19 protein-coding genes are annotated in these 13,796 nt (G+C 59.9%); 6 read left to right on the top strand and 13 right to left on the bottom strand.

From position 1 onward, the window contains the following. Window positions 1-4 precede the first annotated feature (4 nt). From BS629_RS01180 to BS629_RS01205, 6 genes are all read right to left on the bottom strand, one after another. Window positions 5-1,045 (bottom strand): LLM class flavin-dependent oxidoreductase, encoded by a 1,041-nt coding sequence (locus BS629_RS01180; RefSeq protein WP_018246711.1) that lies wholly within the window; start codon window positions 1,043-1,045, stop codon window positions 5-7. Then, window positions 1,042-1,977: a flavin reductase gene (locus BS629_RS01185; protein WP_018246710.1), complete on the bottom strand. Its 936-nt coding sequence runs from the start codon at window positions 1,975-1,977 to the stop codon at window positions 1,042-1,044. The genes BS629_RS01180 and BS629_RS01185 overlap by 4 nt, the downstream gene beginning before the upstream one ends. Next, entirely contained in the window at window positions 1,974-2,819 is an 846-nt protein-coding gene (locus BS629_RS01190; RefSeq protein ID WP_018246709.1) for an alpha/beta fold hydrolase, read from the bottom strand. Before BS629_RS01190 ends, BS629_RS01185 begins: the two co-directional genes overlap by 4 nt. Window positions 2,820-2,834: 15 nt before the next feature. After that, window positions 2,835-3,437, bottom strand: coding sequence for an amino acid synthesis family protein (locus BS629_RS01195; RefSeq protein ID WP_003538313.1), 603 nt, complete (start codon window positions 3,435-3,437; stop codon window positions 2,835-2,837). Window positions 3,438-3,863: 426 nt separating this feature from the next. Continuing rightward, a complete protein-coding gene (locus BS629_RS01200; RefSeq protein ID WP_018246708.1) occupies window positions 3,864-4,556 on the bottom strand; it encodes a GntR family transcriptional regulator in 693 nt (230 codons plus the stop codon). A gap of 201 nt (window positions 4,557-4,757) precedes the next feature. After that, window positions 4,758-6,119, bottom strand: a complete 1,362-nt coding sequence (locus tag BS629_RS01205) for an FAD/NAD(P)-binding protein (RefSeq protein WP_018246707.1) — start codon at window positions 6,117-6,119, stop codon at window positions 4,758-4,760. Between the two features lie 217 nt (window positions 6,120-6,336). Here BS629_RS01205 and tauA point away from each other — a divergent pair, with 217 nt between their 5' ends. Genes tauA through BS629_RS01220 form a run of 3 tightly spaced genes read left to right on the top strand, consistent with a single transcriptional unit; the run spans window position 6,337 to window position 9,046 of the window. Continuing rightward, window positions 6,337-7,350 (top strand): taurine ABC transporter substrate-binding protein, encoded by a 1,014-nt coding sequence (gene tauA, locus BS629_RS01210; protein ID WP_018246706.1) that lies wholly within the window; start codon window positions 6,337-6,339, stop codon window positions 7,348-7,350. A gap of 56 nt (window positions 7,351-7,406) precedes the next feature. Next, window positions 7,407-8,195, top strand: coding sequence for a taurine ABC transporter ATP-binding protein (locus BS629_RS01215; protein ID WP_018246705.1), 789 nt, complete (start codon window positions 7,407-7,409; stop codon window positions 8,193-8,195). Continuing rightward, on the top strand, window positions 8,192-9,046 hold the full coding sequence (locus BS629_RS01220; RefSeq protein WP_018246704.1) for an ABC transporter permease subunit: 855 nt from the start codon (window positions 8,192-8,194) through the stop codon (window positions 9,044-9,046). The genes BS629_RS01215 and BS629_RS01220 overlap by 4 nt, the downstream gene beginning before the upstream one ends. A 24-nt stretch (window positions 9,047-9,070) precedes the next feature. Here the strand turns inward: BS629_RS01220 and BS629_RS01225 are convergent, their stop codons facing one another. The 7 genes from BS629_RS01225 to msuE all read right to left on the bottom strand — a co-directional run bounded on the left by BS629_RS01225 (window position 9,071) and on the right by msuE (window position 12,058). Then, window positions 9,071-9,838: a gamma-glutamylcyclotransferase gene (locus BS629_RS01225; RefSeq protein WP_018246703.1), complete on the bottom strand. Its 768-nt coding sequence runs from the start codon at window positions 9,836-9,838 to the stop codon at window positions 9,071-9,073. A gap of 3 nt (window positions 9,839-9,841) precedes the next feature. Further along, window positions 9,842-10,150 (bottom strand): hypothetical protein, encoded by a 309-nt coding sequence (locus tag BS629_RS01230; protein ID WP_018446115.1) that lies wholly within the window; start codon window positions 10,148-10,150, stop codon window positions 9,842-9,844. Window positions 10,151-10,161: 11 nt separating this feature from the next. Beyond that, on the bottom strand, window positions 10,162-10,743 hold the full coding sequence (locus tag BS629_RS01235; RefSeq protein ID WP_018246701.1) for an RBBP9/YdeN family alpha/beta hydrolase: 582 nt from the start codon (window positions 10,741-10,743) through the stop codon (window positions 10,162-10,164). 70 nt (window positions 10,744-10,813) lie between these two features. Beyond that, window positions 10,814-10,963: a hypothetical protein gene (locus BS629_RS39075; protein WP_018246700.1), complete on the bottom strand. Its 150-nt coding sequence runs from the start codon at window positions 10,961-10,963 to the stop codon at window positions 10,814-10,816. Window positions 10,964-10,976: 13 nt separating this feature from the next. Then, entirely contained in the window at window positions 10,977-11,153 is a 177-nt protein-coding gene (locus BS629_RS39080) for a hypothetical protein (RefSeq protein WP_018246699.1), read from the bottom strand. Between the two features lie 135 nt (window positions 11,154-11,288). Beyond that, window positions 11,289-11,486: a hypothetical protein gene (locus BS629_RS01240; protein WP_018246698.1), complete on the bottom strand. Its 198-nt coding sequence runs from the start codon at window positions 11,484-11,486 to the stop codon at window positions 11,289-11,291. Between the two features lie 11 nt (window positions 11,487-11,497). Next, complete coding sequence (msuE, locus tag BS629_RS01245; protein ID WP_018246697.1) at window positions 11,498-12,058, bottom strand: FMN reductase; 561 nt, start codon at window positions 12,056-12,058, stop codon at window positions 11,498-11,500. Window positions 12,059-12,479: 421 nt separating this feature from the next. On the opposite strand from msuE, the gene BS629_RS01250 reads away from it, so the two are divergent. The 3 genes from BS629_RS01250 to BS629_RS01260 are packed head-to-tail and all read left to right on the top strand — an operon-like array spanning window position 12,480 to window position 13,688. After that, window positions 12,480-12,665 (top strand): hypothetical protein, encoded by a 186-nt coding sequence (locus tag BS629_RS01250; protein ID WP_018246696.1) that lies wholly within the window; start codon window positions 12,480-12,482, stop codon window positions 12,663-12,665. Further along, window positions 12,655-13,275, top strand: coding sequence for a helix-turn-helix domain-containing protein (locus tag BS629_RS01255; protein ID WP_018246695.1), 621 nt, complete (start codon window positions 12,655-12,657; stop codon window positions 13,273-13,275). The genes BS629_RS01250 and BS629_RS01255 overlap by 11 nt, the downstream gene beginning before the upstream one ends. Before the next feature lie 53 nt (window positions 13,276-13,328). Then, window positions 13,329-13,688 (top strand): hypothetical protein, encoded by a 360-nt coding sequence (locus BS629_RS01260; RefSeq protein ID WP_018246694.1) that lies wholly within the window; start codon window positions 13,329-13,331, stop codon window positions 13,686-13,688. The last annotated feature ends 108 nt before the right edge of the window (window positions 13,689-13,796 follow it).

Below are 13,796 nucleotides of genomic sequence, written 5' to 3' on the forward strand. Positions count from 1 at the left end.
GGTCTTACTCCTGAAATGCTGGCATGACCTCGGTGATGAAGCGCTCGAGCGACGCCTTCTTGCGCTCGAAGCTCATGCCGGTGTCGATCCAGAAGGAATATTCGTCATAACCGAGCGCTTCATACGCCTTGAGCCGGTCGATGACGGTCTCAGCGTCGCCAACGACATTGTTGGTGCGCATGACCTGATCCGACAGCATCGCGTTTGCCCTGACCTGTTCGTCCGGGATCCGTTCAATCAGACCCTGGGTAACCGGCTTCTCATTCTTGAACCAGGCGAAGAAATAATTGTAGTAGACGCTGAGTTCATGGGCGGCTTGCGCGACATCGTCCTCTGACGAGCCGACATAGGTGTGACGCAGCAACATGATCTTGGGCCGCTCGATCTCGGGATTCTTCGCGCAGGCATCGTTGAAGCGCTCCATCAACGACTGAACCTCGTCGTCGCCCTGCCAGAGCGGCGTCACCTGAACGTTGCAGCCGTTGGCGACCGCAAATTCGTGCGAGTTCGGATCGCGCGCTGCCACCCATATGGGCGGGTTCGGCTGCTGCAGTGGTTTCGGCGCCGACGTGGTCGACGGAAACTTGAAGAATTCCCCGTCATGCGCGTAGTCGCCGGCCCATATGCCTTTGACCGCCGGGATGAGTTCGCGCATGCGCTGGCCAGCACCCCAGGCATCGAGACCGGGCAGCAGACGCTCGTATTCGAAGGAATAGGCCCCGCGCGCGATGCCGATGTCGAGTCGTCCATCGCAGATGATGTCGGCCATGGCCGCCTCGCCGGCGAGTTTGATCGGATGCCAGAAGGGGGCAATTACTGTTCCCGTCCCAAGCCGTGCCCGCGATGTGCGGCGCGCCAGATCGGCAATGGTCACAAACGGGTTGGGCGCAATGGTGAAATCCATGCCATGGTGCTCGCCCGTCCAGATCGCATGCATGCCGCCTTTGTCGGCGATCTCGCAGAGCGCGACGAATTCCTCATAGAGGCTCTTGTGGCTTTGGCTGGCGTCGAGCCGTTCCATATGGACGAAGAGGGAGAATTTCATGCTTTTGCGTCCTTGGCTGGAATTGGGTGTACAGTGCCGCCGGTCTCGTCGCCGAAATAGACTCCGAAATTGCCGATCGAGCTTTCCATCGCAAAACGGTTGACGATATCGGCAGTCGAACTGGTCTTGAACTTTGCCGCAACCAATGCGTCAGGCTTCAGGAACCTGCCGCCGGCAGGCTCGCCCTCTCCGGCAACGGCGTGATAGACAATGTGCTGCTTGCCGTCGCTCTTGCCCTCATAAACCGAATAGAGAAAGCCGATGCTGACCTTCAGCCCGGTTGATGTCTCCAGGTATTTTTGCAGTGCCTCGGTCGGGCTGCCGTCATGGGCGTCGACGCTTGGCAAGGAGAGCACATCCTCGCCGAGCAGCAGAACTTCCCCGCGCCGCTCGACAACGGCCGCAAGTTCCATATTGCCTTCGCTTGCCGCGGACACTGCCTTGCTTGCGAGCGTCGGCGTGAAATAACCGCCACGCGCATAGCCGAGACCGTTGCGGCCGCTATTGTCGAAAGCTTCGATGCGCCCCATCAAGATGACGTGGTCGCCAGCCTCGATGACCTGCTCCATGGCACATTCGAACCAGGCCGCCACGCTCGAGAATATCGGGCAGCCTGCCGATCCCCTCGCCCACTCGACCGCCGCAAATCTGTCCTCGACCGGTCGCGCAAAGGTGTTCGACACGTCTTTCTGCGTTTCCGAAAGCACGTTGATCGCAAAATGCTGCGCTCCGGTCATGATGGCGAAATTGCGCGACGTCTTGGCAAGGCAGACGAGGAGAAGCGGTGGATTGAGCGAGACCGAGGTGAAGGAGTTCGCCGTGAAGCCGATCGGATTTCCGTCCCCGTCGCAGGCGGTGACGACAGTCACCCCGGTCGGAAAAGCCCCGAATGCATCTCGCAGCGCTCTTGGGTCGACAGTCTGGATTGTCATCGTTCATCCTCCCCGAACGACAGCCACTCAGCGAGCAGCGAATTTACGATATCAGGCGCGGTCAGGTTCACCATATGACGATGGCCTTCGACGATGCGGGCATAGCCCCGCGGCGCAAGCTCGGCCATTTGCGTTGCCATCAAGGGCGTCGAGTTCGGATCATCGGACCCCGTCAGAAACAGGGCCGGACCAGCCACGTCTTTCCAGCCGTCAGCATAGGTCTCGTCTCCTCCCGCGAAGGCGGCGTAGGCAACGGCATATCCCTGGGGATCGACGAGGTTCAGCCATTTTCGTGTCAATTCACGCGCAGTGACGCTGTCCGCATCCTCGCCGAACCAGCGGGCCAGAGGGCCTTCCTTGTCGACGCCCGATACCGGAATGGCCGCGGCGCGCGAAAGCACGGCGGCCTTTGCCTCGGGGTCACGCCTGTAGACACCGTTGAGGTAAGCGACGCGGCTGATACGCTCGCCAAAGGTCGCGGCTGCCCCTCCCGAAACCAGTGCGCCCATTGAGTGCCCGGCAACATTTGCCGTGCCGATTGCCATCTCGTCGAGAAAGCGTCCGAACCAGGCGACGAACTCCTCGAGCCGACTGCCCACCGGCAGCTTTGCGCTTTCCCCATGTCCCGGCATATCGACAGCGATGACGCGATGGCCTGCAGACAGGAATGCGATCTGCGGAGCCCAAGCCTCAAGCCGCATGCCGACGCCGTGAATGAGAACCAGCGGCTCGCCGCTGCCGGCCTCATGATAGGCCGTTCCGCTTGCCGTCGTCTTTCGGGGCAAGGCACCGGCGGCGTTTGTTGCTGCAGCGGTGCGTGTGGTCGATCCGGCCGTCAGCATCTCAGAGCCGCTCCCTCAAACGCCCGCAGGATTGGCAACGTCCTGCCCCAGGTCTTTCAGATCCTGGTAGCGGTCGCCGATGCGGTGATGCGGGCGCCCGCCTATCGAAGCCCCGAGAGCCACGACGATCTCGTCGGCAGCGGGCGCATCGGGGATCGACGTCTGGATGGTCAGGTAGTGCGAACGGCGGCCCTCATCGTTCTTGTCCATCAGCGGGATCATGATCGGCGCGTTGGCCGGACCGCGTGTGTTACAGAAGGCGAGATAGGACTTGGCGCCGACGGCCTGGCGATAAAAATTGCCGAAGCGCAGGGTGTGGATGAGCGCGGACCCGTGTTCGATCTCGCCGTCCAGGCCGACGACAGCGGACTTTCCATATCCTTCGACAGCCTCGCCGGACCCGACCGCATCGATGATCATCTTGGTCAGCAACTCGCCGAGCACCGGAGCGCCTGCGTGAATTTCGGGCTTGAGGTCGTCGACAAAGCCGCGCCCTGCCCAAGGATTCTTCACGACCGCAAAGGCGGTAAACAGTTTCAGCGGAACCGCCGCGGCCTTGCCGCCTTCGATCAATGTCGTTTCGATCTGCAGTCCCGTCTTGCGAATTTGAATGGCCATCGAACACCTCATTTTCTCAATTTCATATTATGGTATACCATAATATATGAGTGTCAAGTTGGCTCCTGCATGGACGCAGTTCAGGCCGAGGCGGAGATTTTCAATTTGGCGCGCGTGTGCTCTCACGCTTGGAAAGCGCCTCTTCTTTTCAGCTTATTGTCAGCAGCCACAGACCCCGCAACGGCAGCGCCGAAGGCTCACGGCAAGTCCGGAGGTCACGATTGTCCCAGTTCATATGATACCGCCTTATGTATTATTTATTATGGCATACCATCACATTGAGCAAAGTTGGGTGTCAAGCTTGGAGTGCGGAGTCTGCTAAATTCCTAGGAATATGATTGCGCTTAGTGGAGTGACATCGACAGATGCTCGGTGCCGGCGCTTTGCCATCCGCCTGCGACGAAGGCCACAGCGAGTCCGCCGCGCCTAGTCGGCAGGCTGCTTCGCCGACAGCACCGCTTCGGCAATCGCGCTCGCGGCGGCGACGTGATCCATCGCCGCCCGGTAAGCCCCCTCGCCGTCACCGCGGCGGATGGCGTCCACGATCTTCGACATCTGCAGCGGCCCTTCGATGCCGCGCCTCTCCGTCTTGATCGTCATCGAGCGCAGGTGGTTTATGCGCACGGTGAGGAGATTAACGACGCCCCAGGCAACGTTCCTGTCAACCATCGTGAACAGGGTATGATAGAAGGCAGAGGTGTTCGTCAGCACAGCCGACATGTCGTTGTCGCGGTAACTGTTGCGTATCCCGGCCAGCGATTCCTCCAGCGCAGCGACTATCTCGGGGCTGCGGCGCTCCGCGCACAGCCGCGCCGCCATGCCTTCCAGCGCGCCACGGATCTCATAGATCTGCTTGGCTTCCTCGATGTCGAGCTGCGCGACGATCGGCCCCTTGTTCGGCAGATTGGCGACAAGCCCTTCCGATTCCAAATGCCTCAGAACCTCGCGCACGACTGTTCGGCTGACGCCGAGTTGGGCGCAGAGGTCACGCTCGACAAGGCGATCTCCGGGACGGAAATATCCGTTGACGATCGCCTCGCGGACCTTGTCGAGCGCCAATTCCCGCAAGGTCTTTGCAGGACGCTCAACTCTAATTGCGTCCTTCAGAGCACCGCTCATTCTGTACCTCAGTGTTGGACTTTGCACGCTCAACTTCCGCCGCGGCAGCCGAATGCAAGAATCGTATTATGGCGTACCAGATACTGTAGCTGTCGGCGGCCGGCAATTCAACAAGCGCCGTGCCGACCTATAGGGCCGCGCGTCTTTCAGACGTGCAAAGGACGCTGTAGCACTTAGATCTGCTGCTCTAGAAGTCGCGAGCTAGCCTCTTGAAACAATCTCCTCGACCACGGCCTTGGCCTGCACCCGGATATCCGGAACGGCCGTGATCTCCCAGAATTGCTCCGCCGTCAGGGCGCCGACCGCGAATAGTCGGGCAGGCGAGATCCGGGACGAGGCTATCACCTCGGAAGCGGCATCCACCTGGATTCCGAGGCCAAGAGGATCGGGGACGATCAACTCAAAGCGGCTCATTTCCTTCAAAAGCGGTGAATGACTGATCCCGGCCCGCTCCATTCCCGTGCAGTTGACGAGCCAGTCCGCCCTGATCTCGGCGATCTCTCGCGTCGATCTGACCCTGTAGCTGGCAGCAAGCCGCCCCTCCTCGGCTCCGAGCGATTTCAGGAAGCCCGCGTGGAAGCGAACGGTTCCGTCTAAGACCAGCTTCTCAAACCTGTCGAACACGTCAGGCGCGACCCGGTGACGATGAATGTTCCACCATGGAAGCGCATGCCTGAGGAAGCGTGCCCGCTCCCTGCTCGAAAGCCGTTGCCAGAGGGCCTGCGTTGCAGGCCTCAGACCGTCCATCACGGCTCGCCAGTCGGCAACCGTCCTGCTCTTTCCCCGCAGGGTCTTCAATATGCCGCTGATCGTCTCCGGAAGCCTCTCGACGTCGATCGGCAGAGGCGCCGGCTGCTTCCACGCGTGTCCGAGCGGTGCGAGCCCGCGCCGCGAAAGCACATCGATCTTGCCGCTGTGGCCATGGGCGCGAAGCGCGAGAACCTGATCGATCATCGTCAGGCCGGATCCGAGGATACACACCGCATCGGATGGTGCGACGCGCCTCAACCACGAAAGCCGCCACGGGTTCTCGATGATCCGCGATCGCAGCGATGGCGGGACCCCGTCCGGAGCGGCCGGAAGGCTCGCGTTCCCGACGCCGAGGCAGAGCACCACGTTCTTCCCGGCAATCTCGTCGCCATTGCCGAGATGGAAGGCCAGCGTGCTGCTATAGCGTTCAACGCATCCCGCCGCCTTGGCTTTGATGAAATCGACCCGGCAACGGCCGTCCCGCTTTCGAAGCAGCCGTGCAAGCGTATCGCGAACATAAAGACCGAAATCGCTGCGCGAGGCGAAATCTCCTGCCTGCGTCAGGCGTCCATGGCTTTTCAGCCAGTCGACAAAGTCGTCGGGTTGATGCGGCAACAGGCTCTTGCGGCCGGCGGGAACATTGAGGCGATGGAGATAGAGCTCCGTCCGGTAGGCCGTCCCGCGGCCGAAACCGGGATCGTCGCCAACGACGGCGATCTTCGCCGAAGCGGGAAGCTGTTCGATGAGATTGCAGGTAACCGCTATCGCTGAAAAACCGGAACCGACCACGATAACATCATATGTCAAATGCATTCTCCCTGAAGCTCAGAACGTCATCGAGACATGTCGTCATTCAAGCCCCGTGTCGCTCACCGGTCCCTGCTGATCGCACAAGCGGCAGAATCACGAAAACAATTATCTCTATAGTCTATAAATATAGTTTGTTATTTCTCCCGCTAGCCCCTTCCCGACCATTACCCTTTTGAGGGTGAGATCAAGAGCCGAGCGGCTCTGAACAAAGGGGCTCAAGATGAATTTCAGGAATTTGGTTGCCGCAATCGCCGTCGGCGTCGGCACTCTTGCAACGGCTGTTGTCGCTGAAGCGGCGGACAAGAAGGTCGTCGTCGCCTATCAAACCGACGCCTTGCCGTCTTCCGTGGCGATCGCCAATGGCGAATTCGCCAAGGAGACGGGATACGAGATCGACTTCCGCCGGTTTAACTCAGGCGCCGAAATCTTTGCGGCAATTGCCTCCGGCGATGTCCAGGTCGGCTATGTCGGCTCCAGCCCGTTTGCGGCTGCGGTATCACGCGGGCTCGAGGTCAAGGCCTTTTACCTCGCCTCGATCTCGGGCATCGACGAGGCTCTCGTCGTCCGTAACGGCTCCGGTATCGAAAGCCTGAATGATCTGAAGGGCAAGAAGCTTGCGGCCGCGCCTGTTTCCACCGACCACTATCAGCTTCTGGCGCTGATCAAATCGCTCGGTCTGACCGAAAAGGACGTTCAGGTCTTCGCAATCCCTCAGCCTGAGATCGTCGCCAGCTATAACCGCGGCGATATCGATGGCGGCTTCGTCTGGGATCCGGCACTCACCGAACTGAAGAAGAACGGCAAGGTCCTGGTGACCTCCAAGGAGGTGGCAGACAAGGGTGCACCGACATTCTCCGCCTGGGTCGCGACCTCGAAATTTGCCGCCGACAACCCGGCGTTTCTGAAGGGCTTCGCTTCGGTCATCAACAAATACTACGCATCCTTTGCCTCGGACAAATCCGCCTGGGGTCCCGACAGCGACAACGCCAAGTCACTCGCCAAGCTTCTCGGCGGAACAGCCGACCAGCAGGCATCGGCCCTGAAGAACCTCACGCTGCTGACACCTGAGGTCCAGGCATCGGATGCCTGGCTTGGCGGCGGCGAAAAGGCGGGTGCCGGCAAGATCCTCAAGGACACCGCATCGTTTCTGAAGGAACAGGGCAAGGTTTCTGACGTGCTGGCGAATTACGGCGCCTTCGTCACCGCAGATGCCCTCACCGGCGTCAGCAACTGATCCTCCCCAACGCCGGCGCGGCTTGCCGCGCCGGCGTCGAACCTGCGAGCGGCAACATGCTTAAAGTCGATCACGCCAGCGTTTTCTTCGCAGCCCGCGACGGGCGGACCGTTCATGCACTCGATCGCGTTTCCTTCGATATTCCCGAACGGGGCTTCGTCGTTGCGCTCGGAGCGTCGGGATGCGGCAAATCAACCCTTCTCAATGCGATCGCCGGTTTCCTCCCGCTTTCGGATGGCCGGATCACGCTCGATGGCCGCGCGGTCGAAAAACCCGGCGCGGATCGTGGCGTCGTCTTTCAGAAGGACTCGCTGCTGCCCTGGAAATCCGTTGTCGACAATGTCGCGCTCGGTTTGAAATTCGCCGGGGTCAAGCGCAAGGAGCGCGAAGCGCGCGCCCTGGAGCTTCTCCGGCTCGTCGGCCTCGATGAATTCGCCGGCGCTTTTCCCTACGAGCTGTCGGGCGGTATGCGCCAGCGTGTCGGCATTGCACGTGCTCTGGCGACAAATCCCGACATCCTGCTGATGGACGAGCCGTTCGGCGCGCTCGACAGCCTGACGCGCGAGCAGATGCAGGAACTGCTGGTTTCCATCTGGGATAAAACGGCAAAGAAGATTTTCTTCATCACGCACTCGATCGAAGAGGCCTTGTTCCTGGGGACGCAGGTGCTGGTCATGTCACCGCGACCGGGCCGCGTCGTGGCACGTTTCGATCTCGATTTCGTTCGCCGCTTCGCCGAAACCGGCGACGCCCGGTCGATCAAGGCGTCGCCGCAATTTGCCGAGCTGCGCGAGGAGATCCGCGCCATTCTCCACAGCACCGAAGACCTCAGGAGCGCCGCATGAGCGACATAGTGCAGGCCCCGCCGATTGCGGCGGGCAGAGAGGACCGCCAGGTCAAGCTGGTAAAAATGGCAAGCTTCGGAGCCGGCGAGAAATCGACGGTGGCCATCAGCATTGCCACGGCCCTCGCCATCCTTCTGCTGTGGTGGCTGGTATCGGCGCTCGGTGTCGTCCCACACCTGTTCCTGCCGCGTCCAGACGAGGTGCTGACACAAATCGGCGCCATTTATCGCGACGGCTACGCCGGAGCGTCACTGTCCGAGCATGTTTTTGCGAGCTTGTTCCGCATCGTGGTCGCCGCCCTCATCGCCGTTTCCGCCGGCATCCCGCTCGGGTTGCTCATGGGCCTGAATCGCTGGGCAAAAGGGGTGCTCGACGCGCCGATCGAATTCTACTGGCCGCTTCCGCCACTCTCCTACCTGCCGCTGATGATCATCTGGCTCGGCATTGGGGAGACGTCGAAGATCACGCTGCTGGTGCTTGCGATGTTCGCGCCGATCTGCCTCTCGGCCCAGGCCGGCGTTCGTTCGCTGCCGATCGAGCGCGTCAATGCCGCACGTTCCTTGGGCGCAAGCCGGCTGCAGCTCTTCCTTGATATCGTCCTGCCGTCGGCCCTGCCCGAGATCCTCACCGGTATCCGAATTGCGCTCGGTGTCGGCTGGGGCACGCTGGTCGCGGCCGAATTGATCGCATCCACGCGCGGGATCGGTTTCATGATCATGTCGGCTTCACAGTTCCTGGCGACCGACGTCGTCTTCGTCGGCATCGGCATCATCGCGATCTGCGCATTCACCTTCTCGGCCGCCATTCGTTTTCTGGAGGCGTTCCTTGTGCCTTGGAAGGGCAAGCTCTGACCAGGTGGCGGCAGGGATGCCTATTCAATGGCTTCCTGCCGCCGCGTTCAGCCCGTGTATGGCGACAAGCTCGGCTGCGACCAGCTTCTGAAGCCGCCATAAATTGCGGTCCCTGATGCCGCGTTCCTCCAGATGCTTCACCGTCAGATACAGATATTCGGCGCAGGAGCCCATATGTCCGCAGGCTCTCGCAAGCACCTGCGCCACCGTCTCCAGCGGCAATTTGCGGGAAACCCGCTCGCCCTTCGGGCCAGCCCAAAAGACCAGCGCGCGCACCAGCCCATGCGCGGTCGCGACCGGGATCCAGCGAACCGTCGCAGCGTCTTCGATCGTGCCGACCTCACGGCGGATCAACCGCCTAATCTGGCCAAGGCGATCATCATCGGCAAGCCTGAAGACAATGCCGTTGCAACGTCCGCCGCGGTCAAGTGCCATCATCAGGCCCGGCTGTGCTCGCGTTCCCCGCCAGCGGGTCATCTGCAGACAGAAGGAGCGATGCCACCCTCTTGTTGCGCCATGCTGCGATTCGACGGCATCGAAGTCCGGCTTCCATATCAATGATCCATAGGCGAAGATCCAAAGCGGCGCGCCGATAGACTCATCGAGCAGCCGGTTGGCGAGCATCTCCACCTCTGCTTCGGTCAGCGGTGTTCGGTGTGGCTCGGGGCCTACATCGACCGCAGGGCGAAGGCTCAGCGATACGAGCTCGTCCGTTAGAGCCATTCTTGATCCGGTCATCAAAAGTTTGCTTCCCCGGACCGTCACCAGCTTATGCTCCCGGATATCCGTCATGCGTCAGTGCACCGTAAATCTGGCCGCATCGGCCTGGCGCCGCTGCAGGCTGCGTATCAGCATCGCGGCCTCCCTGACGATTGCCGAAAACGTCGCATCATCGGCCTCTGCGATCCTTCCCGTCATCTCGCGGATGATCGTCGTCAAATGAATGATGGAATGGCGATGCTGCGCATCTCCCGATCCTATTTCGGCATCGGCCATGGCGAGCAGCGTCTGCACCAGCCGCTCCATGGTTTGGCGGCGCCTGGTCCTCGGGTCGGCATTCGGATCTTCGCTAAGGCGCAGCAGGTCGGCGACAATGTCGGACATTGCGATTCCACTCACATTGCAAAGGCCGGGGGCATGGAAACGACATGCCTTCGACCGCGCGTTTGCGTCTTCAAGCCCTCCAGCAATCGGTAGCCGTTGCGCCAGCGGCCAAAGCCGCTGGAGACATTGATGTGTCCGGCAAGGCCGATATTCCTGGTCTCGGCGTTCCACAGGCGGCCGAACAGGGTCAACCGATCGACCGTCATGTAGGCATCGTTCATGCTGCCGACGACGATGCTTGGAAAAGGCAAAGGCGCCGTCGGCATGGCGCCAAACGAGATAAGCCCCGGATGCAGGTTTTCCGTGGCCGGCAGATCGCATGGAGCAACGAGCAATGCCCCTTTGACGCGCCGCGCCGCACTTCGCCCGGCCAAGCGGGCGGCAAGCAGGCATCCGAGACTATGGGCGACCAGATAGGCCTCGCCGGCCTCTTCAAGTGCGCCTTCCAATCGCAGCAGCCAACTGTCAAGGTTCGGATGATCCCAGTCCTGCTGGGCGACGCAACGACTGCCCGGCTGATCCTGCAGCCAGTGCTGTTGCCAATGCCCTTCTCCCGAGCCGAAAAGCCCGGGAAGAATAAGTACATCGATCATCTGACGGCATCCTCTCCGAAGCTGCGCGTCGGTCCTTTTCCCGATCGGGGCAAACATCTGACCTCACTCATCAGACCAGCCCGATCACCAGGGCGAACAGGAATGTGAAGGAACTGACGATCGTGCAGATTCCGGCCGCATGCCTGAAATGCGACATGACGCTGCCTTCCGCTCTTCTCGCACCGTGCCGACGCAGGTCGGTCTCAACGACAATCGCCATCACGCCGTTCTCCTCAATACCAAAGGCCGGGCATGGTGCCCCAATAATGGAGTTCGTATTCGCGGGCGGACCGGTCGCGCTCGTCGTCCGGCATGAACAATCCGTTCACAGGCTCCCGTGCAGCGGGCGGCTTCAGGCCGAGGATCCGGCCGATCGAAAGCTTCAGCCAGAACTGAAAATCAAGCTTCATGCGAACCTCCTGTCAGGAACCGGTATTCTTCGGCTAGAGCATTTCCGTTTTTCTTCGAATCACGGAGGTGCTCTATCTCTTTGTTTTCATGCAATTCCGGACGCAAAACCGCTGTGCACTTTTGCTGGAATTGCTCTACGAAATCAGCGAATGACGTTGTGCATTGGCGAGAAGAACGTGAAGCGATGCCGTCGGTCCGTAGAGCATCAGCAGGCGGTTCTCCTCGCGTTTGGCGAGACGATATCGTCGGGCGAATTCGAAGACGCTCCACAATTGCTCGCTTGGCCCCGGCCTTTCCTCATCGGTGATCGTTGCTTCCTGAGATCGAGCCATGGTGACGATCCTTACTCGGCTGCCGCCAGGGCCGGGTTTGCGCCCGGAAAGAAGGCCGCCAATTCGTCGATCACGTCGTTGATGCGGGCTAAAAGCGCGTCGGATGAAACCGCATAGTTTGTGAAATCGCGGTCGGACGCATAGACGGCGGTCGGCAAGGTATGGGCCATGAAAAACCCAAACAGCGGCCGAAGCTGATGCTCGACCATCAACGCATGCCGGTCACCGCCGCCGGTCGCCGTGATGATGATCGGCTTGCCCCGAAGTTCGTGCGGGTCGATCAGGTCGATGAGGTGTTTGAAATGGCCGGGATAAGAGCCCTTGTAGGTTGGCGAGCCGATGATCAGGGCATCGGCCTGCACGATCTCGTCGACGACATGCCTGGCCTGCGCGTCGAGATCCTTGCGCCACAAGGCGCTGCCAAGCGACGGACCGACATCATGCAGATCATAGCTCTTGCTCGCAAATCCGTAGCGAATGCTCGCACGTTCGGCGACGTGCCGCACAAGTGCCAATGTCTTCGATGGACGGTTGAAGCTGCCAGCGATGCCGACGAGTTTGAAACCTGACATGGTTTTTCCTCTCTTTGCGTTGCCCCAACTATTGTCTACAAAATTGATAGATTAAAGGAACGTGCGTCTCTCCTTCTTCGCCTGGTTGAAAAAAACGTTCGCCGCCGCTCCAGCACGCATAGGCTGCATGGCGATCGTCACAAGGGATCGCCGGTCCAGCGACCGCTTCGACCTCGCGTGCGGGAAGACGGCAGGAAGGGGAACTTGTTCGGCTTCTTTTGTAGACGCTGGTGTGGGCGGCATCGTGATGTCGCGAGCCTGGCGAGAAGCTCGTACAAATTGCTCGCCATAAATGGCTTTGCCGCAAGGTCGAATATAATTGGTATAAGATTTCCGGTTCAGCGGAACGATTGGATGACAAGCCCTGCCTTTTCCTCTGCGGAAAATATACGCTTCTTATAGATTTTAGCGGGAGCTTTTCATGCCAGTGCAGACGGCTGATGTCATCGATTTCCAGGCCTACCGGCAATCTCGCAGCAAAGATGCGCCCGATGCGCTGAAGGCGGCCGCGCCCGTATCCTTTGCGATGCAGCCGGTTCTGATGTGGGTGCCCTATTGGGGCTTTGTCCCGGTCATGGCAATGGGCATTGCGGGATATGGCGTCTGATCAAGCGCTTCTTCCCGACGGCGAAGCGAGAGATGCCGCCGAAGAGATCACGGTTCAGACAGGACAGAATTTGCGGCGCATTCGCACCCGCCGCGGCTACTCCCTGGACCGGCTGGCAAAGATCGCCGGCGTCAGCCGCGCCATGCTCGGGCAAATCGAGACGGGCAAAAGCAGCCCGACATTGAGCATTCTCTCGAAGATTGCACTTGCTCTCGGTATTCCCTGCGCCGCTCTGATCGCCGAACGCGGCGACACCTCGATCATTACAGTACCGCGGGCAAGATCGAAGATCCTCGCCTCTTCCGAAGGGCGCTTCCGGACACGGGCTCTTTTCCCCTTCGAAAGCGAAAGAAAGGTGGAATTCTACGAGCTCAGGATCGCTCCGCACCATACCGAAAGCGCCGATCCCCATCAGCATGGAACGGTCGAAAATCTGGTCGTTGCTCAGGGCACCGTCGAAATCATCGCCGGCAAGCAGGCACCCCATATTCTGGGTGAAGGCGATGCCATCATCTTCGATGCAGACGTGCCGCACATCTACCGCAACATGACGGGAACGGAAGCAATCCTCTACCTAGTCACGACCTATCTCGAAGACGTTCGCGTCTGACACAAAAAGAGCCCCCGTCTCCGGAGGCTCTTGGTCGTTTCCTTGAGAGGCGGATGGCTCAGGCGGCCATCATGCAGCACATCATCATGCCGCCGCAGTTCATCATCATCGGCATGCCGCTGGACATCATACGCTTGCAGCATTCCATGAACATGTCCTTGTCCATGCCTTCCATCGGCTTCATTTCGCAGACCATGCCCTCGGCGGTCATCGTGCATTTCATGGAGCCCATCATCATCATCATCGGCATGGAGGCCATCATCGGCATCATCGCGCCGTTCATCATGGGCATGCCTGACATCATCGGCATCATTCCACCCATCATCGGGTTCATCATGGCGGGCATCATGTTGTTCATCATCGGCATCATGTTCATGGCGGGGTTCATTGTCTCTCTCCGGTCAATATCGTAGCGTTTCGTGTTTCGATGAAACTGGAGATAAAAGAACCAATTGCAGCAAACAATGTAAAAAAATCTTCCCCTATATTTTCCTCCAATAGAATGGAACGGTTTCGATGGG

The organism is Rhizobium leguminosarum bv. viciae USDA 2370, assembly GCF_002008365.1.
GTDB lineage: Bacteria > Pseudomonadota > Alphaproteobacteria > Rhizobiales > Rhizobiaceae > Rhizobium > Rhizobium leguminosarum.

Coding starts and splice junctions, on each gene's coding strand:
- BS629_RS01180 (WP_018246711.1), bottom strand. CDS start 1,045: ATGAAATTCTCCCTCTTCGTCCATATGGAACGGCTCGACGCCAGCCAA.
- BS629_RS01185 (WP_018246710.1), bottom strand. CDS start 1,977: ATGACAATCCAGACTGTCGACCCAAGAGCGCTGCGAGATGCATTCGGG.
- BS629_RS01190 (WP_018246709.1), bottom strand. CDS start 2,819: ATGCTGACGGCCGGATCGACCACACGCACCGCTGCAGCAACAAACGCC.
- BS629_RS01195 (WP_003538313.1), bottom strand. CDS start 3,437: ATGGCCATTCAAATTCGCAAGACGGGACTGCAGATCGAAACGACATTG.
- BS629_RS01200 (WP_018246708.1), bottom strand. CDS start 4,556: ATGAGCGGTGCTCTGAAGGACGCAATTAGAGTTGAGCGTCCTGCAAAG.
- BS629_RS01205 (WP_018246707.1), bottom strand. CDS start 6,119: ATGCATTTGACATATGATGTTATCGTGGTCGGTTCCGGTTTTTCAGCG.
- tauA (WP_018246706.1), top strand. CDS start 6,337: ATGAATTTCAGGAATTTGGTTGCCGCAATCGCCGTCGGCGTCGGCACT.
- BS629_RS01215 (WP_018246705.1), top strand. CDS start 7,407: ATGCTTAAAGTCGATCACGCCAGCGTTTTCTTCGCAGCCCGCGACGGG.
- BS629_RS01220 (WP_018246704.1), top strand. CDS start 8,192: ATGAGCGACATAGTGCAGGCCCCGCCGATTGCGGCGGGCAGAGAGGAC.
- BS629_RS01225 (WP_018246703.1), bottom strand. CDS start 9,838: ATGACGGATATCCGGGAGCATAAGCTGGTGACGGTCCGGGGAAGCAAA.
- BS629_RS01230 (WP_018446115.1), bottom strand. CDS start 10,150: ATGTCCGACATTGTCGCCGACCTGCTGCGCCTTAGCGAAGATCCGAAT.
- BS629_RS01235 (WP_018246701.1), bottom strand. CDS start 10,743: ATGATCGATGTACTTATTCTTCCCGGGCTTTTCGGCTCGGGAGAAGGG.
- BS629_RS39075 (WP_018246700.1), bottom strand. CDS start 10,963: ATGGCGATTGTCGTTGAGACCGACCTGCGTCGGCACGGTGCGAGAAGA.
- BS629_RS39080 (WP_018246699.1), bottom strand. CDS start 11,153: ATGAAGCTTGATTTTCAGTTCTGGCTGAAGCTTTCGATCGGCCGGATC.
- BS629_RS01240 (WP_018246698.1), bottom strand. CDS start 11,486: ATGGCTCGATCTCAGGAAGCAACGATCACCGATGAGGAAAGGCCGGGG.
- msuE (WP_018246697.1), bottom strand. CDS start 12,058: ATGTCAGGTTTCAAACTCGTCGGCATCGCTGGCAGCTTCAACCGTCCA.
- BS629_RS01250 (WP_018246696.1), top strand. CDS start 12,480: ATGCCAGTGCAGACGGCTGATGTCATCGATTTCCAGGCCTACCGGCAA.
- BS629_RS01255 (WP_018246695.1), top strand. CDS start 12,655: ATGGCGTCTGATCAAGCGCTTCTTCCCGACGGCGAAGCGAGAGATGCC.
- BS629_RS01260 (WP_018246694.1), top strand. CDS start 13,329: ATGGCTCAGGCGGCCATCATGCAGCACATCATCATGCCGCCGCAGTTC.